The organism is Mesorhizobium sp. M1E.F.Ca.ET.045.02.1.1, assembly GCF_003952485.1.
In the GTDB taxonomy this organism is placed as follows: Bacteria; Pseudomonadota; Alphaproteobacteria; order Rhizobiales; family Rhizobiaceae; genus Mesorhizobium.
Genome location: NZ_CP034447.1, coordinates 2,922,904 through 2,946,889, shown reverse-complemented (window position 1 = coordinate 2,946,889; position 23,986 = coordinate 2,922,904). Strand labels below are relative to the sequence as shown.

Annotated in this window: 21 protein-coding genes and 1 pseudogene; 9 read left to right on the top strand and 13 right to left on the bottom strand. The window is 64.7% G+C overall.

Annotated elements, in window-relative coordinates; translation table 11 throughout:
- Nucleotides 1-9 precede the first annotated feature (9 nt).
- The 4 genes from lspA (at nt 10) to EJ070_RS14215 (ending at nt 5,049) form a co-directional block, all read left to right on the top strand.
- Nucleotides 10-498 (top strand): signal peptidase II, encoded by a 489-nt coding sequence (lspA, locus tag EJ070_RS14230; RefSeq protein ID WP_126091928.1) that lies wholly within the window; start codon nt 10-12, stop codon nt 496-498.
- Between the two features lie 121 nt (nt 499-619).
- Nucleotides 620-1,609, top strand: a complete 990-nt coding sequence (locus EJ070_RS14225; protein WP_126091927.1) for an MDR family oxidoreductase — start codon at nt 620-622, stop codon at nt 1,607-1,609.
- Nucleotides 1,610-1,694: 85 nt separating this feature from the next.
- Nucleotides 1,695-3,977, top strand: a complete 2,283-nt coding sequence (locus tag EJ070_RS14220) for a PAS domain-containing sensor histidine kinase (protein WP_126091926.1) — start codon at nt 1,695-1,697, stop codon at nt 3,975-3,977.
- Nucleotides 3,978-4,164: 187 nt separating this feature from the next.
- The gene (locus tag EJ070_RS14215) at nt 4,165-5,049 is read left to right on the top strand and encodes a GNAT family N-acetyltransferase (protein ID WP_126091925.1); all 885 of its coding nucleotides are present in this window, start codon (nt 4,165-4,167) and stop codon (nt 5,047-5,049) included.
- Between the two features lie 107 nt (nt 5,050-5,156).
- Here EJ070_RS14215 and EJ070_RS14210 read toward each other — a convergent pair whose 3' ends face one another.
- Both EJ070_RS14210 and grpE read right to left on the bottom strand, forming a co-directional pair.
- Nucleotides 5,157-5,789 carry a trimeric intracellular cation channel family protein gene (locus EJ070_RS14210; protein ID WP_126091924.1) on the bottom strand — a complete coding sequence of 211 codons (633 nt, stop codon included), beginning with the start codon at nt 5,787-5,789 and terminating at the stop codon, nt 5,157-5,159.
- 107 nt (nt 5,790-5,896) lie between these two features.
- A complete protein-coding gene (grpE, locus tag EJ070_RS14205) occupies nt 5,897-6,544 on the bottom strand; it encodes a nucleotide exchange factor GrpE (RefSeq protein WP_126091923.1) in 648 nt (215 codons plus the stop codon).
- Between the two features lie 215 nt (nt 6,545-6,759).
- On the opposite strand from grpE, the gene EJ070_RS14200 reads away from it, so the two are divergent.
- Nucleotides 6,760-6,960, top strand: coding sequence for a hypothetical protein (locus EJ070_RS14200; protein WP_126091922.1), 201 nt, complete (start codon nt 6,760-6,762; stop codon nt 6,958-6,960).
- Between the two features lie 59 nt (nt 6,961-7,019).
- On the opposite strand, the gene EJ070_RS14195 is transcribed toward EJ070_RS14200, so the two are convergent.
- The 7 genes and pseudogenes from EJ070_RS14195 to cysG form a co-directional block, all read right to left on the bottom strand.
- Nucleotides 7,020-7,640: a DJ-1/PfpI family protein gene (locus EJ070_RS14195; protein WP_126091921.1), complete on the bottom strand. Its 621-nt coding sequence runs from the start codon at nt 7,638-7,640 to the stop codon at nt 7,020-7,022.
- A 194-nt stretch (nt 7,641-7,834) separates the two neighbouring features.
- Nucleotides 7,835-9,443, bottom strand: a pseudogene (locus EJ070_RS14190) (GMC family oxidoreductase N-terminal domain-containing protein).
- Between the two features lie 78 nt (nt 9,444-9,521).
- The gene (locus EJ070_RS14185) at nt 9,522-10,055 is read right to left on the bottom strand and encodes a DUF934 domain-containing protein (protein WP_126091920.1); all 534 of its coding nucleotides are present in this window, start codon (nt 10,053-10,055) and stop codon (nt 9,522-9,524) included.
- Between the two features lie 94 nt (nt 10,056-10,149).
- The gene (locus EJ070_RS14180; protein WP_126091919.1) at nt 10,150-10,914 is read right to left on the bottom strand and encodes a phosphoadenylyl-sulfate reductase; all 765 of its coding nucleotides are present in this window, start codon (nt 10,912-10,914) and stop codon (nt 10,150-10,152) included.
- Entirely contained in the window at nt 10,889-12,559 is a 1,671-nt protein-coding gene (locus EJ070_RS14175) for a nitrite/sulfite reductase (RefSeq protein WP_126091918.1), read from the bottom strand. Before EJ070_RS14175 ends, EJ070_RS14180 begins: the two co-directional genes overlap by 26 nt.
- Nucleotides 12,560-12,660: 101 nt before the next feature.
- Nucleotides 12,661-12,966, bottom strand: coding sequence for a DUF2849 domain-containing protein (locus EJ070_RS14170; RefSeq protein ID WP_126091917.1), 306 nt, complete (start codon nt 12,964-12,966; stop codon nt 12,661-12,663).
- Nucleotides 12,963-14,426 carry a siroheme synthase CysG gene (cysG, locus tag EJ070_RS14165; protein ID WP_126091916.1) on the bottom strand — a complete coding sequence of 488 codons (1,464 nt, stop codon included), beginning with the start codon at nt 14,424-14,426 and terminating at the stop codon, nt 12,963-12,965. The genes EJ070_RS14170 and cysG overlap by 4 nt, the downstream gene beginning before the upstream one ends.
- A 417-nt stretch (nt 14,427-14,843) precedes the next feature.
- Between cysG and EJ070_RS14160 the strand changes: the two genes are divergently transcribed.
- Both EJ070_RS14160 and ybaL read left to right on the top strand, forming a co-directional pair.
- Nucleotides 14,844-15,290, top strand: a complete 447-nt coding sequence (locus tag EJ070_RS14160; RefSeq protein ID WP_126091915.1) for a host attachment family protein — start codon at nt 14,844-14,846, stop codon at nt 15,288-15,290.
- 219 nt (nt 15,291-15,509) lie between these two features.
- Nucleotides 15,510-17,303 carry a YbaL family putative K(+) efflux transporter gene (gene ybaL, locus EJ070_RS14155; protein WP_126091914.1) on the top strand — a complete coding sequence of 598 codons (1,794 nt, stop codon included), beginning with the start codon at nt 15,510-15,512 and terminating at the stop codon, nt 17,301-17,303.
- 6 nt (nt 17,304-17,309) lie between these two features.
- Here the strand turns inward: ybaL and EJ070_RS14150 are convergent, their stop codons facing one another.
- Nucleotides 17,310-18,116, bottom strand: coding sequence for a helix-turn-helix transcriptional regulator (locus EJ070_RS14150; RefSeq protein WP_126091913.1), 807 nt, complete (start codon nt 18,114-18,116; stop codon nt 17,310-17,312).
- Nucleotides 18,117-18,251: 135 nt separating this feature from the next.
- On the opposite strand from EJ070_RS14150, the gene EJ070_RS14145 reads away from it, so the two are divergent.
- Nucleotides 18,252-19,172 carry a zinc-binding dehydrogenase gene (locus EJ070_RS14145; protein ID WP_126091912.1) on the top strand — a complete coding sequence of 307 codons (921 nt, stop codon included), beginning with the start codon at nt 18,252-18,254 and terminating at the stop codon, nt 19,170-19,172.
- Nucleotides 19,173-19,198: 26 nt separating this feature from the next.
- On the opposite strand, the gene EJ070_RS14140 is transcribed toward EJ070_RS14145, so the two are convergent.
- Both EJ070_RS14140 and EJ070_RS14135 read right to left on the bottom strand, forming a co-directional pair.
- A complete protein-coding gene (locus tag EJ070_RS14140) occupies nt 19,199-19,948 on the bottom strand; it encodes an SDR family oxidoreductase (RefSeq protein WP_126091911.1) in 750 nt (249 codons plus the stop codon).
- Between the two features lie 64 nt (nt 19,949-20,012).
- Entirely contained in the window at nt 20,013-22,265 is a 2,253-nt protein-coding gene (locus tag EJ070_RS14135) for a transglycosylase domain-containing protein (RefSeq protein WP_126091910.1), read from the bottom strand.
- A 549-nt stretch (nt 22,266-22,814) separates the two neighbouring features.
- On the opposite strand from EJ070_RS14135, the gene EJ070_RS14130 reads away from it, so the two are divergent.
- On the top strand, nt 22,815-23,489 hold the full coding sequence (locus EJ070_RS14130) for a protein-L-isoaspartate(D-aspartate) O-methyltransferase (RefSeq protein ID WP_126091909.1): 675 nt from the start codon (nt 22,815-22,817) through the stop codon (nt 23,487-23,489).
- A gap of 89 nt (nt 23,490-23,578) precedes the next feature.
- On the opposite strand, the gene EJ070_RS14125 is transcribed toward EJ070_RS14130, so the two are convergent.
- A complete protein-coding gene (locus EJ070_RS14125; RefSeq protein ID WP_126091908.1) occupies nt 23,579-23,962 on the bottom strand; it encodes a VOC family protein in 384 nt (127 codons plus the stop codon).
- Nucleotides 23,963-23,986: the final 24 nt, after the last annotated feature.

Genomic DNA, 23,986 nt, shown 5'->3' with positions numbered 1-23,986 from the left:
GACTGCCAAGTGAAATCCTGGTCCCCTTACGCCCTGCTGGTCGTTGCCGCAATCGCGCTCGATCAGTGGATAAAGCAGATGGTGGAGAATGGCCTCGCCTTTCAGGAAAAGGTCGATTTCCTGCCTTTCCTGGCGCTGTTCCGCACCTACAACACCGGCATCGCCTTCTCGATGTTTTCGTCCTTCGGCGATACCGGCCTGGTGATCATCGCGGTGCTCGTGGTCGCCTTCGTGCTCTATCTGGCCGTGCGCACGCCCGCCGGTCACATCCTTGCCCGCATCGGCTTTGCCCTGATCGTCGGCGGCGCGCTCGGCAACCTGATCGACCGCGCCGTTTTCGGCCACGTCATCGATTATATTCTGTTCCATACCCCGGTCTGGTCCTTCGCGGTATTCAACCTCGCCGACGCCTTCATTTCCGTGGGCGCGGCACTGGTTGTCTTCGATGAGCTGATCGGCTGGCGGCGGGAAACCAAGCCTCAGGAGCCGGGCAATTGACCTCGCGCGGCCATCGCCTCAAAGTCGGCCCCTGAAGCAATTCCAGGAAACTGACGCGATTGCGGGAAAGCATGCAGCGGTTTTCCGTCCGCAAGGAAACGCCCGAACCGAGGAGACAAAAATGTCCGATACCTTCAAAGCCATCCTCGTTTCGCGCGATGCCGAGAAGAAGCAGTCGGTCGAAATCGTCGACCTCACCGAAGTCGACCTGATGGAAGGCGATGTCACCGTCGCCGTCGAGGCGACCACGGTGAACTACAAGGACGGGCTGGCCATCACCGGCAAGGCGCCGGTCGTGCGCCGCTGGCCGCTGGTGCCCGGCATCGATTTCGCCGGCACCGTTGTTTCCTCTTCCCATGCCGACTGGCGCAAGGGTGACAAGGTGATCCTCAATGGCTGGGGAGTCGGCGAGACGCATTACGGCGCCTATGCCGGGCGCGCCCGCGTCAAGGGCGACTGGCTGGTGCCGTTGCCGGACGGCATGAGCCCGCATGATGCGATGGCCGTCGGCACGGCCGGCTATACGGCGATGCTTGCCGTCATGGCGCTGGAGCGGCATGGCATCGTGCCGGATCGCGGGCCGGTGGTGGTGACGGGGGCTGCCGGCGGCGTCGGCTCGGTCGCCATCTCGATCCTCTCCACCCTCGGTTACCATGTCATTGCTTCCACCGGGCGCAATGCCGAAAGTCCCTACCTGATCGACCTCGGCGCGGCCGAGGTGATCTCGCGGGAGGAACTCAGCCAGCCGGCAAAGCCGCTCGCCAAGGAACGCTGGGCGGGTGGCATCGATTCGGTCGGCACCCACACGCTGGCCAACGTGCTTTCGATGACGTCCTACGGCGGCGCGATCGCCGCTTGCGGCCTGGCCGGCGGCATGGACCTGCCCACCAGCGTCGCTCCCTTCATCCTGCGCGGCGTCTCGCTGCTCGGCATCGATTCCGTCATGGCGCCGAAACCGGTTCGCCTCGAGGCGTGGCGCCGCATCGCCACCGATCTCGACCTCAAGAAGCTGTCGACCCTGTCGCGGTCGATCGGCTTCGACGGCATCATCGACGCCGCGCGTGACATTATCGACGGCAAGATCAGGGGCCGCGTGGTCGTCGATATGTAGCCGGAAACGGCGAAAATCCCGCGATCGCTAAAATTCGAACGATCCGTCGCAGCCTTCCATAATTTCTGTCTGGCAAGCTTTGCGCATGATCGCGGACTCCGGCATCGAGCAGGATGGCAAGGTCGCGAGCGGTGACGAGCCGAGCTCGGAGGCGCCGCCGCGGCGGATGCTTGCCGCGCCGCCGCCGCTGGCTCCCGAACTGCCGCCGGCCAGCCGCGAAGGCCTACCCTTCCTGACGATTGTCGCCATCGGCGTGCTGGCCGGGCTGGCGCATCTCACCGGCGCGCCGACCTTCATCACCATTGGCCTCCTTGTGACGGGTCTCGGCGGGCTCGCCATGCATCTGCGCAACAGGACGATCGAGCGCCGCACCGCGGCTCTTCTCGACGAGACCGCCGCCCGCAGCCGCGCCGAGATCGAGACGCTCGCCGACCGAATGTGGGAGATGCAGGAGAGCGAGGAGCGCTTTCGCGGCCTGATCGACGCGCTAGGCGATCTCGTCGTCCATCGCGACCGCGACGGCCATATCGTCTACGCCAACAAGGTCTTTGCCTCCCTAGTCGACGTCGACCAGCGCAATCTTGCCGGCAAGACGCTTTCCGAGCTCGGCATTGACGTCGGCATCGTGCCCGACGCCGCCTTCTCGGACCACGAGTGCCTGAGCTCCACCGATGTCGCCATCCGCACGCCGAACGGGCCGCGCTGGTTCTCATGGATCGAGCTGTCGGTGCGCGACAGGGATACGGGTGCTGTCTCGCATCGCGCGATCGCCCGCGACATCACGGCCCGCAAGCGCGCTGAATCGTCGCTGATCACTGCCCGCGAGCGGGCCGAATATGCGAGCCAAGCCAAGTCGCGCTTCCTCGCCACCGTCAGCCACGAGATCCGCACCCCGATGAACGGCATCATGGGAATGGCGAAGCTGCTTGCCGATACCGACCTTTCGCCGGAGCAGCGCACCTATGTCGGCGCCGTCTCGACATCGGCGAGCGCGCTGCTCGCCCTGATCGAGGACCTGCTCGACTATTCCAAGATCGAGGCCGGCCGCTTCGACCCCGAGCCGCAGCCGACGTCGCTGCGCGAGATCGCCGACAACATCATCGAGCTCATGGCGGCGAAGGCATTCTCCAAGAACATCGGCCTCGGCTGTCATGTCGAGCCCGACGTGCCGCAGATGATCACCGCCGATCCCGGCCGCGTGCGCCAGGTGTTGCTCAACCTCATCGGCAATGCCGTCAAGTTCACCGATGCCGGCGGCGTGCTGCTCACCGTCGCGCGCGCCCGCACCGAGAGCACGGACCGCATCTGCTTCACCATCGCCGACACCGGCCCGGGGCTGCGCGAAGAGGACATGGAGCGCATCTTCGAGGAGTTCGAGCAATCCGACGGCACTTCGACCCGGGTGCATGGCGGCGCGGGTCTCGGCCTTGCCATCTCCAAGCGGCTGGTGAACGCCATGGGCGGCACGATTTCGGTTTCGAGCCGGCTCGGCGAAGGATCCGAATTCGTCTTCGATATCCCTGCGACCGCGGCAACGGAGCCGCCGCAATATCGCCAGAGCATCCTCTCGGACCGGCGCGCGGTCATCGTATCGAAGAACGCTGTCGAGGCCGATGCCATCGCCCGCACAATCCGCGCCCATGGCGGCGCCGTCGAGATCGCCGCGACGCCGGAGCAGGCCGCGTCATTCGCCGCAAGCTGCAACGTGCTTCTGGTCGACGCCGCGCTCGAAAACAGCGACGGTCGCCTGCTCAAGCGCCTGCGCCAGAGCGGCTTTGCCGATTGCGAAGCCATCACCCTGATTGCGCCTACCGACCGCGGCATGCTTGGCGAATTCCGCGCCAGCGGTTACGCGACGTTCCTCGCCCGGCCGGTGCGCGGCGAAACACTGCTGCGCGTGCTGTTGACCAGCCATGTGCCCGCGCCCGCCGAGCCGCATCCGGAGCCGCGCGGCGCCACGTCCGTCCGCCGTCGTGACCAGAGCCTGTCCGTGCTGATCGCAGAGGATAATGACATCAACGCAATGCTCGCCCGCGCCACGCTGCTCAAGGCCGGACATCGCGTCAAGATCGTCGGCAACGGCAAGGCCGCGGTCGAAGCCGTCACCGACGCCGGTCTCAAGCACCGCTTCGACGTGGTTCTGATGGACCTGCACATGCCGGTGATGGACGGTCTGGACGCGATCGCCGCCATCCGCCGCCATGAGGAGGCAATGGCCGTGCCGCCGATCCCGATCATGGTTCTTTCCGCCGACAGCCAGGAAAAGACCCGCCACAGCGTGCTGGCCCATGGCGCCAGCGGCTTCGTCACCAAGCCCCTCGACCCCGATGCGCTCGTCCAGGCCGTCGAGGGCCAGGTTGCGGCATAACGATTTTTTTTAGGGCTTCTCGAACGCCTTGGATTGCCTGGCTTTCACATCCATAAGATAGCCGGTTGAGGGTATTGTCCAGCCGACGAAGTATTGCCGGCCCCGCCATATCACGGTACTGTCACAATCCTGTTGCACCTACACCGTATCCCCGTGCCAAGAGGGATGGCTCGAAGGAGAATCACTCGTGCATACAGTCATGCCTGAATGCGATACTCGGCCGAACGCCAGCGCCCTGCTCGGCGCGCGTACCGCCGATGCCGTCGCAAGCGGCGCTCCGCTGGGCCGTATCGGCAACCTCGAGGTGCGGCTCGCCCGCAACGAGGCCGAGATCGCCGCCGCTCAGGAAGTGCGCTACCGGGTATTCTATGACGAGCTTGGCGCGAGGAAGGATCTGTTCCAGGCGCAGAGCCGGCGCGACGCCGATCGTTTCGACCCGCTTTGCGACCATCTCCTGGTTCTCGACACGTCGCTTCCCGGCCCCGAGCACCGCCGTATCGTCGGCACCTACCGCCTTTTGCGGCAGGAGATCGCCACGGCCGCCGGCGGCTTCTATTCCGAGGGCGAGTTCGAGCTGACCAAGCTGGTCGCGCGCCATCCGGGCCAGCGCTTCCTTGAGCTCGGCCGTTCCTGCGTGCTTCCGGAATATCGGTCCAAGCGCACCATCGAGGCGCTCTGGCAAGGCATCTGGGCCTACATCAACCACTACGACATCGGCGTGATGACCGGCTGTGCCTCCTTCCATGGCATCGTGCCGGCGGCGCATGCCGAGGCGCTCACCTATCTCGCCCATCATTGCCGCACCGATCAGGCCTGGGATGTGCGGGCGGTGGCCAGCCGTTACTGCTCCATGGACCTGATGCCGATCGAGGCGGTGAACGCCAAGGCCGCGATCGCCGCGATGCCGCCGCTGGTCAAAGGCTATCTGCGCGTCGGCGCCCGCATCGGCGACGGCTGCGTCATCGACCACGAGTTCTCGACGGTCGACGTTTTCGTCGTCATGCCGGTCAAGGAGATCGGCGCCCGCTACGTCAACTATTATGGCGGTGAAGGCCAGCGCTTCGCGGCATAGCGAATAGCGAATAGCGAATAGCGAATAGCGAATAGCGAATAGAAGTAAACGATGTTGGGTTGGTCGTAACAACCCTATTCGCTACTCCCTATTCGCTATTCGCTCTTCTACGGAATATCTTCCGGCCTCCGCCCAGGCCGGCTCTTATAGGCCGGAAACGACCAGCCGAATTTGAGCGCCCCGCCGCGCACCAGGAAGGCGGCTGCGAAGCCGAGCAGGCTGGATGGCAGCGCCGGCATGCCGACCAGGTCGCAGAGCGTGAAGAGCGCTGCCCCGGCAAGCGCCGCCGTGACATAGATCTCGGGTCTCAGCAGCACGGAAGGCTCGCCGGCGAGCAGGTCGCGCAATATGCCGCCAAAGGTCGCGGTGAGCACCCCGGTGACGACGGACACGACCGGCGAGCCGGTGATCGCCAGGCCCTTTGCGGCTCCCATCACCGCGAAGGCGGCCAGTCCGATGGCATCGAGCCAGAGCAAGAGCTTGTAGCGGGATTCGACGCGATAGGCGCTAAAGAAAACGAGCACCGCCACGACGGCGCAAATCAGCACATAACCGCTGTTTGCGACCCAGAACACCGGCAGGTTCAGGATGACGTCGCGCAGCGTCCCGCCGCCGATGCCGGTGACGCTGGCCAGGAACAGGAAGCCGATGATGTCGAGCTCTTTGCGCGACGCGGCGAGCGCGCCGGTCGCCGCGAAGACGGCAACGCCGGCATAGTCGAGCAGTTCGATGGGATTCATGGGTGAGCGAATAGTGAGTAGCGAATAGCGCGTAGTAGTGAATACCACGAAGCTGTGCGGTTGGTAGCCAGCTTCGCTATTCGCTATTCGCTACTCACTATTCGCTATCAAGCATCCTTCTCGGCCTGCTCGTTCACCGGGCCTGGTTCGACCGGCGCCTCGGCGGCCGCCTTTGGACCACCCTTGGAAACGCCGACCATCGCTGGCCTCAGCACGCGATCGCCGATCGAATAGCCGGGTTGCACGACCTGGACGACGGTGCCGGCCGGAACGTCTGTGTTGGGCACCTCGAACATCGCCTGATGGAAGTTGGGGTCGAACTTCTCGCCTTCGGGCGCGAGCTTCTTCACGCCGTGCCGCTCGAGCGCCGACAGCATTGCGCGCTCGGTGAGGTCGACGCCCTCGATGAGCGCCTTGAAGCCGGCATCGCCGGAGGCCTTGGCCTCGGCCGGGATGGCATCCAGCGCGCGGCGCAGATTGTCTGACACCGACAGCATGTCGCGGGCGAAGTTGGCCACCGCGTAAGCGCGCGCGTCATGCACGTCGCGCGCGGTGCGGCGACGCAAATTCTCCATTTCGGCAGCTATGCGAAGCGCGCGGTCCTTCAGTTCCTCGTTTTCCTTCAGCAGCCGCACAAGCGCTTCGTAGTCGCCGTCGACGCCGCCTTCCGCGCGTTCGCCGGAAGCCTGGGCGCCGGAAGCCTGGGTGGCTTCGATTTCCTCGGGCGCGCGTTCGTCTTTTGCCTGGTCGCTCATCGCCGTTTCCCGTCATTCGGATTGGTTTGGATTTGCGCCCGATATCGAGGTTTGAAGGCCAAAAATCAAGGGGCAAGCCCCGGCGGCGCCATCTCCCGGTCGTTCCAGATTAATTCAAACTTTACCGTACCGAACGGCTTTGCTTGCCTGCAAGGGTCGATGCGGGAACCATTGCCGGGCGCGGGAGTTTCGAAGTCGACACAGGATTTTGGGACATGAACGGCAACGACAGCAATAGGCGCGCCAAACTTGCCGCCGATATAAGGCGGCGCGTCGGCACCGAAGCGACGAAACGCTTCCTGCGCACGCTGCCGGCATTTCGCCTGGAAAAAGAAGTGCCAAAGCGGCTCACGGACCTGCTCGACCGCCTCGACGAGGCAGAAGGGGGCGAAGTGGGCGGCGAACGGCATCCATAGCCTGCCGCCCTATGAAACTCGCCTACATGGGAAGCTAGCGGGGCGAGGCGCGGAAGGCGTCAGGCTGCCCTGCGCTCGTCGCGCATAAGCGCTTCACCATGACGGATTTCGGTGCCGAGCACCTTCAGGCATTCCCGCATGAAAGCGGCAAGCCCGGGCCATCCCTTGGCCGACACCAGATTGCCGTCGACATGCGCGCCGGTCGGCGCAACGTCGACATAGGTGCCGCCGGCGAGCGTCACTTCGGGCTCGCAATAATGCAGCGCCGCTACTTGCCTGCCGCGCACGACGCCATCGACAGCGATCAGGATCTGGACGCCGTGGCAAATGGTGAAGATCGGTTTGCCGGTCTCATGGAAGTGCCTGACCAGCGCCTGCACGCGCTTGTCGATGCGAATGTACTCCGGACCGCGCCCGCCGGCGGCGTAGACGGCGTCGTAGTCAGCCGGATTCACCTCGGCGAAGGTCTTGTTGAGGATGTAGTCGTGACCGAGCTTTTCGGTATAGGTCTGATGGCCCTCGAAGTCGTGCAATGAGGTCTTGAGCACGTCGCCGGCCTTCTTGTCGGGGCACACGACATGGACGGTGTGGCCGACCGCATGCATGGCCTGCTCAAAGACGAAAATCTCATATTCCTCGCTGAACTCGCCAACGAGCATCAAAATCCTTTTGCCTGCCATGCCGGTTCCTCCCTTTGCTGGCTATTTATTTCGGGGTGCGAAATAATAACCCTATCCTAAGGTCAAGACGACGTAAGGGGAAGTGCAAATCGCATAAGTGGTCTGACCAGATAGACTCGATCCTGTCAGCAAGCCGGCAATGCTGGCCAGGCTGAGGGAAAATCGATCACCCTGGTCTGACCAAGAGGCCGCGATCAGGCGGCCGCGCGGATCATGTCCGCGGCCTTCTCCGCGATCATGATCGTGGGCGCGTTGGTGTTGCCGCCGGACCAGGGTCGGCATCACCGAGGCATCGACCACACGCAGCCCTTCCAGCCCGCGAACCCTGAGCATCGGGTCGACCACGGCCATGTCGTCGACGCCCATCTTGCAGGTGCCGGCGGGGTGATAGATCGTATCGGCGCGCGCCCTGATATGCGCCATCAGCTCGGCATCGCTGGCGGCGCCGGCCGTATAGATCTCCTTCTTGCGATACTTCGCCAGCGCCGGCGCCTCCAATATGGCGCGCGTCATCCGAACACCTTTGAGCAGAAGGTCGGCATCGCGCTCGTCCTGGAGGAAGCGCGGGTCGATGCGCGGCGGCGCCAGCGGATCCGCGCTCATCAGCCCCACCTCCCCGCGCGAATACGGTCGAAGCACGCAGACATGGCAGGAAAAGCCATAGCCCATATGCAGCTTGCGGCCATGGTCGTCGACGATGGCGATGCAGAAATGCAATTGCAGATCGGGACGCTCGATGGCCGGATCGGATTTGAGGAAGGCGCCGGCTTCCGCATAGGGCGTGGCAATCATGCCGGTGCCATCCTTGCGCCAGCGCAGCATATGCTTGATCAGGCCCGGCATGCCGGTGAGGCCGATGCCCATCAAATCCGTCTCCCGCGACTTCCAGGCCAGGATGAAGTCGAGATGGTCCTGCAGGTTCCTGCCGACGCCAGGCAATTCGTGGACGAGCGGGATGCCGTGCGCCGCGAGTTCAACCGCCGGACCGATGCCCGACAGAAGAAGCAGTTGCGGCGAGCCGAACGCCCCGCCGCAAAGGATGACCTCGCGTCGCGCTTCCGCTACCGCTTCGCCTCTGCCGATGCGATACCGCACGCCCTTGGCGCGCTTGCCGTCGAGCCAGACGCCTGTCGCATGCGCGCCGGTGACGACGGTGAGATTCGGCCTTCCGAACGCCGGATGCAGATAGGCGGCGGCTGCAGAGCAGCGCTCGCCATTGCGACGCTCACCCCAGAACTGCGTGACTTGGTAGAGCCCCGCCCCTTCCTGCTCCGGCCCGTTGAAGTCCTCGTTGCGCCTGATCTGGTTTTCTCCGCAAGCCTCGACAAAGGCTTTTGCGATCGGGCGCGGCTCCTGCTGCTCCGCCACCCGGAGCGGCCCGTCGCCGCCATGCAGCGCATCAGTGCCGCGCTGGTTGCCCTCGGCGCGCCGGAAGTAAGGCAGCACCTCGTCCCACGACCAGCCGTCGCAGCCGAGGTCGGCCCATTCGTCATAGTCGCGGCGGTTGCCCCGCGTGTAGAGCATGGCGTTGATGGCGCTGGAACCGCCCAATGCCTTGCCGCGCGGCTGGTAGCCCCTGCGGCCGCCCAGCCCTTCCTGCGGCACCGTCTCGAAACCCCAGTTGTTGATCTTCGGCCGGCCCGGCAGCAGCGCGATGATGCCGGCCGGCGCGCGGATCAGCAGATCCTTGCCGTCGCCTCCTGCTTCCAGCAGGCAAACCTTCTTCGATGGGTCTTCGGAAAGCCTGGCGGCAAGCGTCGAGCCGGCGGAGCCGCCGCCGGCGATGACATAGTCGTAACGCATGGTGTCCTCCCCGGCGGATATTTCCGTCCGTTCCTGGAGAGAAGACCCGGTCGTTGGTCTTGTAAAGATGCCGCAGCGTCAGTCCGGTCGCTTGCGCCGCCAGGAATATTTGGGGTCCTTGGCTTCCGGCTCCACGGCCGGCTGGTAGTAGACCGGCAGGCCGCCGGTGCGCCCTTCCTCCAGCCGCTTCAGCAGCACCGGGTTGGAGACCTCGAATTCGTCGAAGCCGAGCCTCAGCATATGCGGCAGTTGGTCGACCAGCACCTGGCCGGTGGCGCGGACCGCGCCGGTGAAATGATGCCGGGCGCGCAGCAGCTCGCCCTTGGAGAAGGAGCGGCCATCGTTGAACGCCGGAAAGGCCAGCGCCACCAGCGAAAGCTGGTCGAGCAGGCCGACGATCTTGTCGAGTTCGTCGCCGGGCTGCAGCAGCACCCCGATGCGCTCCCTGGCCGACTTGCGGACTTCATCATCGAGCCCGAGGAAGGCCTGCAGCGGCAGGATGAAGCGGCCATTTCCGGCAAGCGCCTCGGCGCTTTCGGCGTGGGTCCAGTCGTCCTCGCGAAAACCCTTTGGGGTCCAGAGGCGAGTCCCTGGTGTCGTCGATTCAGTCATCAAAAATCCTAAAGTCCAAAGAGTCCCAAGCGAGCCGGCAGACGGCCAGCAGCCGTGACTTTGGGAGCCGACATCACGCGAATAGCGATATACCCTAAAGTGATGCGTCGGTCAGCGACTTCTCCAGCCCCGACAAATGGATGCCGCACTCGGTCTTGGCGTGCCCTGCCCAGCGGCCGCTACGCGCATCCTCGCCAGGCTGTACCGGTTGCGTGCAGGGGAAGCAGCCGATCGAGAGATAGCCGTAGGCGACCAGCGGATTTTCGCGCAGCGCATGCGCGCGCATGTAGTCAGCCTGGTCCGACGTCGTCCAATGCGCGAGCGGATTGATGCGGATGCGCGAGCCGACCGCCTCGAAGACGGGCAGAGCCGCCCGCGTCGACGCCTGGAAACGCTTGCGCCCGGTGAACCACGCGCGGAACGGCTCGACGCCGCGCGCCAGCGGCTCGACCTTGCGCACGTTGCAGCAGGAATCAGTGTCGGTCTCGTGCAGCCTGCCGGTCGGGTCGATGCGTTCGAGCGCCGCTTCGTCCGGCTTGATCACCCTGACATCGGTCAGGCCGAAATCGGCGATCAGGGCGTCGCGGTAGCCCAGCGTTTCCTCGAAATGCTTGCCGGTGTCGAGGAAGATCACCGGCAGCGAGCGGTCGACCTTGGCGATCATGTGGAGCAGCACCGCCGAATCCGCCCCGAAGGACGACACGGCGGCGACCTCGCCGCGGAAGAATTCGCGCGCCGACCGCTCGATGATCTCGATCGGCTTCAGATGGCCGAGCAACGCGTCGAGCCCCGCCGCTTCAGCGGCAATGCCGGCCTCGACGCCGCCGGTCCGGTCAAGCGGCCTTGGTTTCGCCAGCATAGAGCGCCTCCTTGAACGGCGCGGGACCGACACGGCGGTAAGCGTCGATAAAACGTTCATCAGGATTGAGCCGAAGGCCGAGATAGGTTTCGACGATCTGCTCGATGGCATCGGTGATCTCTTCCGAGGAGAAGCCGCGGCCGATGATCTCGCCCACGGACGTGTTCTCGTCGGCCGAGCCGCCAAGCGTCACCTGGTAGAGTTCGGACCCCTTCTTCTCGACGCCGAGAATGCCGATATGGCCGACATGGTGATGGCCGCAGGCATTGATGCAGCCGGAGATCTTCAGCTTCAGTTCGCCGATCTCGCGCTGCCGCTCAAGCGAGGCGAAGCGGCGCGAGATTTCCTGCGCCACCGGGATGGAGCGCGCCGTGGCCAGCGCGCAGTAGTCGAGGCCGGGGCAGGAGATGATGTCGCTGATCAGGTTGGAATTGGCCGTCGCCAGGCCGATCTCGACCAGCGCGTCATAGACCGCCTTGAGGTCGGCGCGCGCCACATGCGGCAGGATCAGGTTCTGCTCGTGGCTGACGCGCAGCTCATCGAAAGCGTATTTCTCGGCGATGTCGGCGACCGCTTCCATCTGGCTGTCGGTCGCGTCGCCGGGCACCTCGCCGATGCCCTTGAGCGAGATGGTCACCGCTGCATAGTCGGGATGGCGATGGGTCACGACGTTCTGGTCGAGCCACTCCGAGAAACTCCTGGAATCGAGCCGGGCCTGCTTCATGGCGGCATCGCCTTCCGGCCGGTCCGCCAGCGCCGGCGGCGCGAAATAGGCGTTGATCGCCTGGATGTCGGCTTCCGGCAGCTTCAGCTCGGCGTCCTTCAGCTCCTGCCATTCGGCCTCGATCTGGCGCGTGATTTCCTCGACGCCGGTCTCGTGGACCAGGATCTTGATGCGCGCCTTGTACTTGTTGTCGCGGCGGCCATAGAGGTTGTAAACACGCAGGATCGCCGTGCAGTAGGACAGAAGATCGGCTTCCGGCAGGAAGTCGCGGATCTTCCTGGCCACCATCGGCGTGCGGCCCTGGCCGCCGCCGACATAGACGGCAAAGCCAAGCTCGCCGGCCGCGTTCTTCTTGAGATGCAGACCGATGTCATGCGTCTGGATGGCGGCGCGGTCGCGTTCGGCGCCGGTCACCGCGATCTTGAACTTGCGCGGCAGGAACGAGAATTCCGGATGCACCGACGACCACTGGCGCAGGATTTCCGCATAGGGGCGCGGGTCGGCGACCTCGTCAGCGGCGGCTCCGGCGAAATGGTCAGCGGTGACGTTGCGGATGCAGTTCCCGCTGGTCTGGATGGCGTGCATCTCGACGCTCGCCAGGTCGGCGAGGATCGCCGGAATGTCGGACAGCGCCGGCCAGTTGAACTGGATGTTCTGGCGCGTGGTGAAGTGGCCATAGCCCTTGTCGTATTTGCGCGCGATATGGCCGAGCATGCGCAATTGCCTGCTGTTCAGCGTGCCGTAGGGCACGGCGATGCGCAGCATATAGGCATGCAATTGCAGATAGACGCCGTTCATCAGCCTGAGCGGCCGGAACTGGTCCTCGGTGATCTCGCCGGCAAGCCGGCGCTGCACCTGGTCGCTGAACTCGGCGACCCGGGCCTCTACGAAATCTTGGTCGAACTCGTCGTAACGGTACATGCTTCGTCTTTCAGGGCGCGTCCGCCCGCTTTTTCAATTCTTTGTTGGAGCATGATCTTCTCCGAAAACCGGGTCCCACTTTTCGGGATCATGCTCAAAACCTATGCCGCCCGCGCCGCTTCCGGGTTTGCCTGCTTGCCGATATCGGTGCGGATGGTGGGGCCTGCGGCGCGGATCTTCTCGCGCAGCCGCACCGGCTCGACCACACCGTTGATCACGGTCACGTCGATCAGGTTGACGTCGACCACTTCATTGTTGGCGGCGGCGGCGGCGCCGATCGCTTCCAGCCGGTCCTCAGCCACCTTGTCATGGGCGATATCGGCATGGCCGACGGCCTCCGACCAGCCGCCATCGGCGTACCACACGGCGATACCGTCGGAGAGCCTGTTCGCGGTCAGAACCTTCATTCCCGTACTCCTTCGGCCACCGTGCTGGCGGCTTCTTCATGCCCTGTGTCTTCGTGCTTGTGTGCCGCGAGCGGCTCGGACCGTTCGAAATTGGCGCCGGCAACCGCGTCGCCGATGATCGTCATGACCGGGCCGGTGAGGTCGGCGCGCGCTTCCAGCGACGGCAGGTCGGCGAGCGTGCCATGGAAGCGGCGGCGGTTGCCCAGGCTGGCATTCTCGACGACTGCGACGGCGGTATCCGGCGACAGCCCGGCCTCGATCAGCCGGCCGGCGACCTCGGCCGCCACCGAGCGGCCCATATAGACGGCGACGGTCGCGCCGGAGATGGCGAGCTTCGCCCAATCGGGCAGCGAGTTGCCCTTGAGGTCGTGGCCGGTGGTGAAGACCATCGAGGAGGTCACGCCGCGCAGCGTCAGCGGCAGCTCGAAATCGGCGGCGGCGGCGAAGGCCGCGGTGACGCCCGGGACCACCTCATAGGCGACACCGGCCTCGCGAAGCGCGGCCATCTCCTCGCCAGCCCGGCCGAACACCAGCGGATCGCCGGACTTCAGCCGCACCACGCGCTTGCCGGCGCGGCCAAGCTCGATAAGCAGCGCGTTGATCTCTTCCTGGCTCTTGGAATGGCAGCCCTTGCGCTTGCCGACGGGCAGGCGCTCGGCATCGCGGCGGCCCATGGCGACGATCGCCTCCGGCACCAGCGCGTCATAGACGATCGCGTCGGCTTCCATCAGCAGGCGGTGAGCGCGCAGCGTCAAAAGGTCTTCAGCGCCCGGACCAGCGCCGACCAGCGCGATATGGCCTGCCGCCAACGCGTTCGAAGCCAGAAGATCGAGCGCGGCATCATGCGCCCTGGCGAACTCGCCGGCTTCGACCGCCCTGGCCGGAGCGCCGGCGAAGAAATCGCTCCAGAAGCGGCGGCGGCGATTGCCCTTCGGCAGCCGCTCGGCCGCGGCGCGGAACGAGGCTGCCAAGGCCGCCAGCCGGCCGAGAGACGGCGACAGCATGCGGTCGATGCGCGCGCGCAGCATCTGCGCGAGCACCGGCCCGGCGCCCTCGGTGCCGATGGCGATGGCGACCGGCGCCCGGTTGACCAGCGCGGGCGTGAAGAAATCGCAGAGCTCCGGGCGGTCCACGACATTGACCGGGATGCCCAGCCGGCGCGCATCCTCGGCGACGCGGCGATCGAGCGCCTCGTCGCCGCTGGCAGCAAACACCAGGGCCGCGCCTTCGAGATGGGCGACATCATAGGCAGCATCGACATGGACAGCGTCGACGGATGAGATGAATGCAAGCAGCTCCGCATCGGCATCGGCGGCGATGATGCGCAGCGCCGCGCTCGACTGAGCAAGCAGCCGTGCCTTGGCAAGCGCCTCCTCGCCATTGCCGACGATGGCCACGGCTTCGCCGTCGACCCGCACGAAGACGGGGAAGGTGTTGAGCTTGGCGTTGGCTGGCGACATGGCGATAAGCAAATACGATAACAGTCTGGCAGTTTTATGCGAGCACGCCGAAAACCAGAAGGCACGCACTCGCGCATGCCTTCAAAGCAGGCAATCGCTTTTTCGCAACCGCGAAAGGCGGGAGAAAAAAATTCTACTCTGGTGCTGTGAGCGGACGGAGCGGTTGGCATCGCCCCTTGATCCGTCGCATTTTTAGCGCCCAAGCCTTTGAGCGGCAAAATAGATTTTTCTAAATTCTACTAACTTAGTAGATTAAAGGCGCCTCTCGCCAACCCACCGTTTGAAGAGCCTTTCGGGCGGCGGACGAGCCGTCCCGATAAGTCCGGAACAATCAAGCTTCGCAGCACGTTTGGCTAGCGGATCCATCCGGCCGATCCAGGATCGGTCGGCACCCCGGGAAACAAGGAGGAACGCCCTATGAGCATCAATCTGAAACGTGGTCTTTGGGTCATCGTGGCCGACGGCGAAAAAGCGCTCTTCCTCCGCAACGAAGGTGACAGCAAATTTCCGAACCTGGAGGTTGTCCAGGAGATGGAGCAGGAGAACCCTGCCACCCGTGAGCAGGGCAGCGACAGGCCGGGCCGCTACAGCGACGGGCCCACGGTTCATCGCAGCGCGGTTGAAGACACCGATTGGCACCGCCTCGGCAAGGAACGCTTCGCCGACAACATCGCGGGGCGGCTCTACAAGCTTGCGCACCGCGGCGAGTTCGACGAGATCGTGCTGATCGCCCCGCCCCAGGTGTTGGGCGAGATGCGGCAGAAGCTGCACAAGGAGGTCAGCGAGAAGGTGAAGGCGGAGATACCGAAAACGCTGACGAACCACACGATCTCCGAGATCGAGAGCCTGCTTCAGGCGGCTTGAGCGACGGACATCACGAGACCTTAGAACGCCGTGAGCGGATGCCGCGCGGCTGGCCATGACGGCAGCGCGCGGCTTTTCTCGTCCGGCGCGTGTCCATGGCGCCGATTTCAGAGCGGCGGTGGTTGCATGACCGCCGCTCTGCCCACCATATTGCGAAAGGCGACGGCCTCGGGCGGCGCTTGTCCGACATCGCGATTTCTGAAAGGCGCTCCATAGACAATGCCGCATGACACGCCCCTTATCGCCACCATCGTCGCCGGTTTGGGGTTTGCTTTCGTCTTTGGAGCACTGGCCAACCGTTTCCGCGTCCCGCCGCTCGTCGGCTATCTGGTGGCCGGCGTGCTCGTCGGGCCGAACACGCCGGGCTTTGTCGCCGACGCCAGCCTCGCCAACGAACTCGCCGAGATCGGCGTCATCCTGCTGATGTTCGGCGTCGGCCTGCATTTTTCGCTGAAGGACCTTCTGTCGGTCCGTGCGATTGCCGTGCCTGGCGCCATCGTGCAGATCGCTTTTGCCACGCTGCTGGGCGCCGGGCTGGCCTGGCTGCTCGGCTGGTCCTTGGGCGCCGGTCTGGTCTTCGGCCTCGCTCTGTCCGTCGCCTCGACCGTCGTGCTGCTGCGCGCCATGCAGGAGCGGCGGCTGATCGAGACCGAGCGCGGCCGCATTGCAGTCGGCTGGCTGATCGTCGAGGATCTGGCCATGGTGCTGGCGCTGGTGCTTTTGCCGGCGCTCGCCGGCGTGCTGGGCGGCCAGCCGCAGGCCGACGACCACTCGAGCCTGCTCTCGCTGCCCGCCAGCTACGGCATATGGGGCGTGGTCGGCATGACGCTGGCCAAGGTCGTCACCTTCGTCGTCGTCATGCTGGTCGTCGGCCGCCGGGTTATCCCGTGGATCCTGCACTATGTCGCGCATACCGGCTCGCGCGAACTATTCCGGCTCTCGGTGCTGGCCATTGCGCTCGGCGTCGCCTTCGGCGCGGCGAAACTGTTCGGCGTCTCTCTGGCGCTCGGCGCCTTTTTCGCCGGCATGATCATGAGCGAATCCGAGCTCAGCCATCGCGCGGCCGAGGAATCGCTGCCGCTGCGCGACGCCTTTTCCGTGCTGTTTTTCGTCTCGGTCGGCATGCTGTTCGACCCGCTCAGCCTGATCAGCAACGGGCTGCCAATCCTGGCCACTTTAGCCATCATCGTCATCGGCAAATCGCTTGCCGCCTTCGTCATCGTCATCGCCTTCCGCTATCCGGTCGCGACGGCGCTGATGATTTCGGCCAGCCTCGCCCAGATCGGTGAATTCTCCTTCATCCTGGCCGAGCTCGGCGTCGGGCTGAAGCTGTTGCCCGAACAGGGCCGCGACCTGATCCTTGCCGGCGCTATCCTGTCGATCCTGCTCAACCCGCTGATGTTCCTCCTCGTCGACTGGATGAAGCCGTGGCTGGAGAAGCGCGCCGGCAAGGCCCCCGAGGAAACAAAGTCTATCGGCCCGGCGACCGAGCCCGGTCAGTTGGCTTCGGTGGCGACAGCTTGGGAGAAGGAGGATGGCGCGCCGCCGCGAACCGCGCTTGCTGGCCATTCCATCCTGGTCGGCTATGGCCGTGTCGGCAGCCTCGTCGGAGCTGGCCTGAAAGAAGCCGCCCTGCCCTTCCTGGTCATCGAGGATGCCGACAAGACGCTGGCGAAGCTCAAGGCCGACGGCATCGAAACCGTCGCCGGCAATGCCGCCATCGCGGAGGTCTTTTCAGCCGCCAATCCGGAAGGCGCGAAGCGGCTGATCCTTGCCATTCCCAATGCCTTCGAGGCGGGGCAGATCGTGCTTCGGGCCCGCGCCGCCAATCCGGCGATAAACGTCATCGCCCGCGCTCATTCCGATGCCGAAGTCGAGCACCTCAAGGGCCTCGGCGCCGATACGGTGATCATGGGCGAACGCGAGATCGCGCGCGGCATCGTCGAGGTGGTGATCGGCAAGACCACCGATCCGGCCGGGCCCGCCTTCGAGGTCAGATCGCAGCCTGCTTGATCCGTATCAGGCCACGAATGCGGAACCACCGTCCTGCGCGATATCGCTGAGGTATCTTGCCGGTGGCTTGCCCAGCGCCTTCTTGAACATGGTGATGAAGGCGGTGACGGATTCGTAGCCGAGATCGCCTGACACCTGCTGCACGCTGGCACCGGAGGAGAGCTCCCTCAGCGCCACGATCAAGTGCAATTGCTGGCGCCAGCGGCCGAAGGTCAGCCCTGTTTCCTTCACCACGAGGCGCGCCAGGCTGCTCTCGCTGAGCGCGACATGGTTTGCCCATTCCGCCAAAGTTCTGCGGTCGGCGGGATCGTCCGCCAGCGCTTCGGCGATCCGCCGCAGCCGCGGCTCGGCCGAGATCGGCAGGTGCAATTGCTGAACAGTCATCAGCGGCAGTTCGGCGAGCAGGACCCTTCCCAGGAAATCGCACCGCGCATCGTCCGGCGCGCAGTCCGACAGTTCGATGATGAGCTCGCGCAGCAGCGGCGAGATCGAGAGCGTGCAGCACCGGTCCGGCAGTTCGGCCGCATCCGGCTCGATGTAGACGAAGAATATCCGCGCGTTGGCCGTCGCGATGTTGCTGTGCTCCATGCCGCTTGGAATCCACACGCCGCAATGCGGCGGCACCATCCACAGGCCACTGGGAACGCGGCAGGTGACGCCGCCGCCCAGCGCGAAGACAAGTTGTCCCTTGCGATGCCAGTGCTCGCGCACCTCGGCCTTGGTCTCGGTGACGTCGACGCGCACCGCAATCGCCGGCGCGAGCACATTGTCGACGTCGAAATCGGGCCATGGCCAGCGAAGAGGTTGCCTCACGATTGACGCCTTTTAGCGATTAGATGCCATAATAGCTAAATTCTTCAAACAAGGAAGTCGATAGGCTCCGGTTTGCGCATGGCGGACAACAGTTGATCGCGTTGACGCTGCACAAACCAACGAGGAGATCGACCCATGCTCGCCTTGATCACGTCTCCCGACAGCGCCACCGGGCTGAAGCTCGCCAAGGTCGAGGACCCTCGGCCCCTCGCCAACGAGGCGCTTGTCTCGGCCCAAGCAACCTCGTTGAACCGCGGCGAACTGCGCCTGCTCGCCATCCGACCGAACGGATTCATACCCGGCCAGGACGTCGTTGGCATCGTCGAACAGGCGGCGGCCGATGGCTCCGGGCCCGCCGTGGGCACCCGGGTTGCGGCTTTGGTCGACCAGGCCGGCTGGGCCGAACGTGTCGCCGTTCCGACCGACCGGCTCGCCGTCCTGCCGGACGAAGTCAGCTTCGCCTCCGCAGCCACGCTTCCGGTTGCTGGCACGACGGCGCTGAGGACGTTGCGCCATGGCGGCGGCCTGGCCGGCCAGCGGGTTCTGATCACCGGCGCAAGCGGCGCGGTCGGTCGTTTCCAGATCCAGATCGCCCGCGAGCAGGGCGCGCACGTGACCACGGTCGCCGCCTCCCGGCACGACGAGGATCTGCGTCGGCTGGGAGCCGGGCAGGTTGTCGAACAGATCGAGCTGGCCGAGGGGCCGTTTTCGCTGATCACCGAGTCGGTCGGCGGCGAAAGCCTCGCGCACGCGATAGAACGCGTCGCGCCTGGCGGGGTGATCGTCATGTTCGGTTCGAGCAGCGGCGAACTCACGCCCGTCGGGTTCCGTCAGTTCGTTCCGGGTCACGAGGGAGCGAGGCTGCAGACTTTCGCCTACTACACTTCCGGCTCCGGCATTGGCGCCGACATCGCCTGGCTGCTTGGCTTAGTCGCGGCTGGCCGGCTGGAAACCCGCGTGGCCTTGACGGTGCCGTGGACGGAAATCGCCCAGGCCCTGGACTCGCTCAGACAGCGCAGCATCAGCGGCAAGGCTGTTCTCACCATAAGTGGATGAGCAGCCCTTAGCTTGAAGTCAGCCGCTCAAACGTGCTGGCCACCGTTGATATGGATTTCGGAGCCGGTCACGTAGGACGCCTGCGCGGTGCACAGGAAGAAGATGATGTCGGCCACTTCCGACGTGGCGCCGAGCCGTCTCAGAGGAATCGTCTCGACGATCTTGTCGGTGCCCGGCGACAGGATCGCCGTGTCGATCTCGCCCGGCGCGATCGCGTTGACGCGGATGCCGTGCGGGCCGAAGTCGTGCGCCATCTCGCGCGTCAGCGAGCCGAGCGCCGCTTTCGATGTCGCGTAGGCCGTGCCGGCGAACGGGTGCACCCGGGTGCCGGCGATCGAGGTGACGTTGACGATCGATCCCTTGGCCGCGGCGAGTTCCTTGAACAGCCCCCTCGCCAGCATGATCGGCGCGAAGAAGTTGACCTGGAACACGTCGCGCCAGACATGCATCGGCGTGTCGATCGAATTCATCCGGCTGCCGTCCTTCAGCTTCGGCGAGATGCCGGCATTGTTGACCAGCGCGTGCAGTTGCCCGCCATGCGCCTCCAGCCGGTGCCGGATTTCCGAGACGGCGATGCCAACATCCTCCTGGTCGGCGAGATCGACCTTGATGTGGTCCTCAGGCCCGGCTGGCCAAGGACAATCCTCGGCGAAAGCCTGGCGCGAGCAGGTGATGACGCGCCAGCCCTCGCGCGAAAAACGCTTCACCGTCGCATGGCCGATGCCACGGCTGGCGCCGGTGAGCACGATGGTTTTTCTAGGGTCGGTCTCGGCCATGGCTTGATCTCCGGCCGGACATGTAGCCGAACGCGCTCGCCATTGCGAGAGGCGAGTTTGCCGCTCAACCGCCGCCGAGGATGTCGAGGATCGACGTCTGCCGCCGTTTCTTCGGGCCGCCGACGTCGCCGGGCGGCACCGGATGCCCGACCGACGCGGTGGTGCCGCCGTCGCTGGGCATGTCGAAACCGTCGGCGTCGACGGTTTGAGCGGGACGCGCCTGGCGTGCCGGCGCCTGGGCGACAGGCTGCGATTGGCCGACCGGCGCCTGCGGCACCGGCGCCGGCTGCGAAGCATCCGCCGACGGAATCTCGTCCGGCACGACCGTATCGGACGGCGTCGACTTCCATGTTCCGGGCAGCGGCCTGACCGGAACGCCTTCATGCGCGGCGACCATGAATTCGTGCCAGGCCTGCGCCGGCAGCGCGCCGCCGGTCACCTTCTTCATCGCGCTGCCGTCGTCATTGCCGAACCACACGCCGGTGGTGAGGTTGGCGGTGTAGCCGACGAACCAGGCGTCGCGCGAATTCTGGCTGGTGCCGGTCTTGCCGGCCGAGGGCCAGTTGAAGGCGGCCTTCTTGGCGGTGCCGATCTCGACGGTTCCCGTCATCATCGAGTTCATCATGCCGACGATATCGGCCTTGATCACGCGCGCCGCGCTGCCGCCATTGTTCTCGTAAAGCACCTTGCCGCTGGCTGTGGTGACGCGGCGGATGAAGTGGATATCCGGCTTGTAGCCGCCATTGGCGAAAGGCACATAGGCCGCGGTCAGTTCCAGCGGCGTCACTTCCGAGGTGCCGAGCGCGATCGAGGTGTTCGACTGCAGGTCGGACTGGATGCCCATGCGATGCGCCGCCTCGACCACCGCGTCGGGCCCGACTTCCATGGTGAGCTGCGCCGCCACCGAGTTCAGCGACTTGGCCAGCGCCGTCGCCAGCGTCACCTTGCCATAGTACTTGCCGCCATAGTTATCCGGCGTCCATTTGCCGATCTTGATCGGAGCGTCGTTGCGCACGCTGTCCGGCGTGCGGCCGGCTTCGAGCGCCGCCATATAGACGAAGGGCTTGAAGGCCGATCCCGGCTGCCGCCGCGCCTCCGAGGCGCGGTCGAACTGGCTGGTCGAATAGTCGTAGCCGCCGACCATGGCGCGCACGGCGCCGGAATCGTCGATCGACACCAGCGCGCCCTGCGTGACGTTGAGCTTCTTGCCGCTTTCGTCGATCAGCCGGCGGATCGACTGCTCGGCAAGCTTCTGCAGCGTCAGGTCCACGGTGGTGTCGATGACGATGTCGCCGCGCACATCGCCGATCAGGTCGGGCAGCTCCTCCATGACCGTATCGGCGACGTAGTTCTCCGAGCCGGTCCAATAGGAGGGCGAGCGCGTCGCCGGCGCGCTCAGCGCCACCTTGTATTCCTTGTCGCTGATCTTGCCTTCCTCGCGCATGGCGGCGAGCACGAGCTGCGCGCGTTCTTCAGCCGCCTTCGGATCGCGCGCCGGCGACAGCCGCGATGGCGCCTTCAAGAGGCCGGCGAGAAGCGCTGCCTCCGAGAGCGAGACATCGCGCGCGCTCTTGCCGAAATAACGCCGCGAGGCGGCTTCCACGCCATAGGCGCCGGACCCGAAATAGACCCGGTTGAGGTACATTTCGAGGATCTGGTCCTTGCTGTGCTTGTGCTCCAGCCAAAGCGCGAGCAGCACTTCCTGCACCTTGCGCTCCAGCGTGCGATCGGGTGTCAGGAACAGGTTCTTGGCAAGCTGCTGCGTCAGCGTCGAGCCGCCCTGCGAGAAGTGGCCGCCGAGAACGTTGGTGACCATGGCGCGCGTCAGCCCGATCGGGTCGATGCCGAAATGCGAATAGAAGCGCCGGTCCTCGATGGCGACGACGGCCTCGGGGATATAGGGCGACATTTCGTGCAGGCCGACGGCCTCGCCGCCGCTCATGCCGCGATTGGCGATGAGCTGGTCGTCGACCGAGACGATCTTGATGTTGGGCGCGCGGTCGGGGATCGACCAAGTCGTCGCCGCCGGCATCTTGGCGCCGTAATAGACGACGACGCCGGCCATCGCGATGCCGCCCCAGATGCAGAGCACGAAGCACCAGTAGAGCAGCCGGCCGAAGACGGAAACCAGCCCGCGCCGGTTGCGGTCGCGACCGCGACGCGAGGATTTCGCCTTGGCGGATTTGCGTTTTGCTGCGGATTTGCGATTTGCCGGCACGACGCGATCCTCCTCGCTGACCGAGAAGCCATCGGAGGATTTCGCCTGCGGCGAGCCCTCGAAGCTCGGTTCGATGCGACTGTCTCTGCGGTTCGCCATGCGCTGCGCTTGCTGTCCCCGGTGCCGATGGCGCTCGGGTTGCAGAGTAGATGCGGCGGTTTAAAGGCGCGTTAAATTAGCGGCTGACCAGCCGTTTGAAATTCCTTGCGAATTTCTTAATCCGTTACCGCGCGTTACCGCTCTGTTCGCGGCGCTTAAAGCCGAGCCTCGGCGAAGCGATCGGCGGCTTCCAAAACGGCGCGATCATGCTTCTCTGCCGTCTTGGTCCTGGTGTGCCCAGCGACCTTGCTGGATTGGTCCAGCCTAGCGCCCGACGCCCTGCCTTTCCGTGACACCAGACGCGCGCAGATCGCGAGCCCACAAGGTCACCGGCAGGGCTCGCAGCGTTCAGCGCGCTGGCATCGAGGATGCTTGGCCTTCAGGCTGCGCCGGTGCGTCAGCGAAAGTCGCGTGGGGTAGGTCTGGCGAAACCAGTCCGTACGCATCAAAATGGGCAATGCCCAGCGCATCGGCCTTGTCGGTTACTGTGACAAGACGAACAGGATATAAAGCTGTCTGGCAGCGGCTGGTCGAGGTAAGCTTGCCGTCATGAAACCGATGAACGAAGAGCACCTTGCGGTTCTACGCAGGCACATGGTTGAGATGATTGCGATCCATGCCGACCTTGCAAGCGAAGAACTCGGCAAGGCAACGCTCGATGAGCGGGTGATGGCATCGATGCAGCGGATCCCGCGACATCTCTTCGTGCCAGCTGCGGTCGCGCCTTATGCCTATCAGGACATGCCGTTGCCGATCGGCTTCGATAAGACCGTCTCGCAGCCCTTCATCGTCGCTCTGATGACCGATCTCCTTGCTCCCCAACCGCACGAGGCAGTGCTCGAGATCGGGACTGGCCTAGGCTATCAATCCGCGATCCTGGCGGAACTCGCAGGACAGGTTTGGAGCGTCGAAATCATCGAGGAATTTGCAAGCCATGCCGAAGCTCTGCTGCAGGGCCTTGGCTTCTCGAATGTCGCTATTCGCGTCGGAGACGGGTCTCGCGGCTGGCCCGAGCACGCCCCGTACGACAAGATCCTGGTTAGCGTGGCGGCTGAGCGGACGCCGCCGGCTTTGCTGAAACAGCTCAAGCCAGGGGGACGCCTTGTTCTGCCTTTGGCGTCTGAAGAGGCACAGTTTCTGACCGTCATCGACAAGAATGCGGCAGGGCAACTCGAGACTCGGAAAGTCATCCCGGTTCGGTTCAGCCGGCTAGAAACTGTCTAATGAGGCGCACGACTGGTGCGACTTCACTTTTGTGACCATCAGCCGGGTGCAAGCAGCTCCGCGCTCTTCTCGTCGCAGTCCTCCGACTGTCAACCCCGATCCTCGTAGAACTCAATGGGGAGACCGTCGGGGTCTGCCACGAAAGTAAACGAACGTCCCGTGTGTGGGTCTACGCGGATAGGCTCAACGTCGACGCCTCGTGCCCGAAGCAACCGGGCTGTCGCCTCTACTGAGTCCACCGAGAATGCTACGTGTCGTAGTCCGCATGCCTCAGGCCTGGTCGGCCGGCTGGGTGGCATGGGAAAACTGAACAATTCGATCTGGACAGGACCATGCCGCAAGTCGCACTTCCAAGATTGTTTTTCGGCGCGCCAATTTTCGTCGATGATGACGAAATCGAGTTTATTGTAGAACTGCTTCGACAGCTCGTAGTCGCTGCAGATGATTGCAATATGATGGATTCCTAGAAGCAACGAACTAACCCCACATGAGCATGG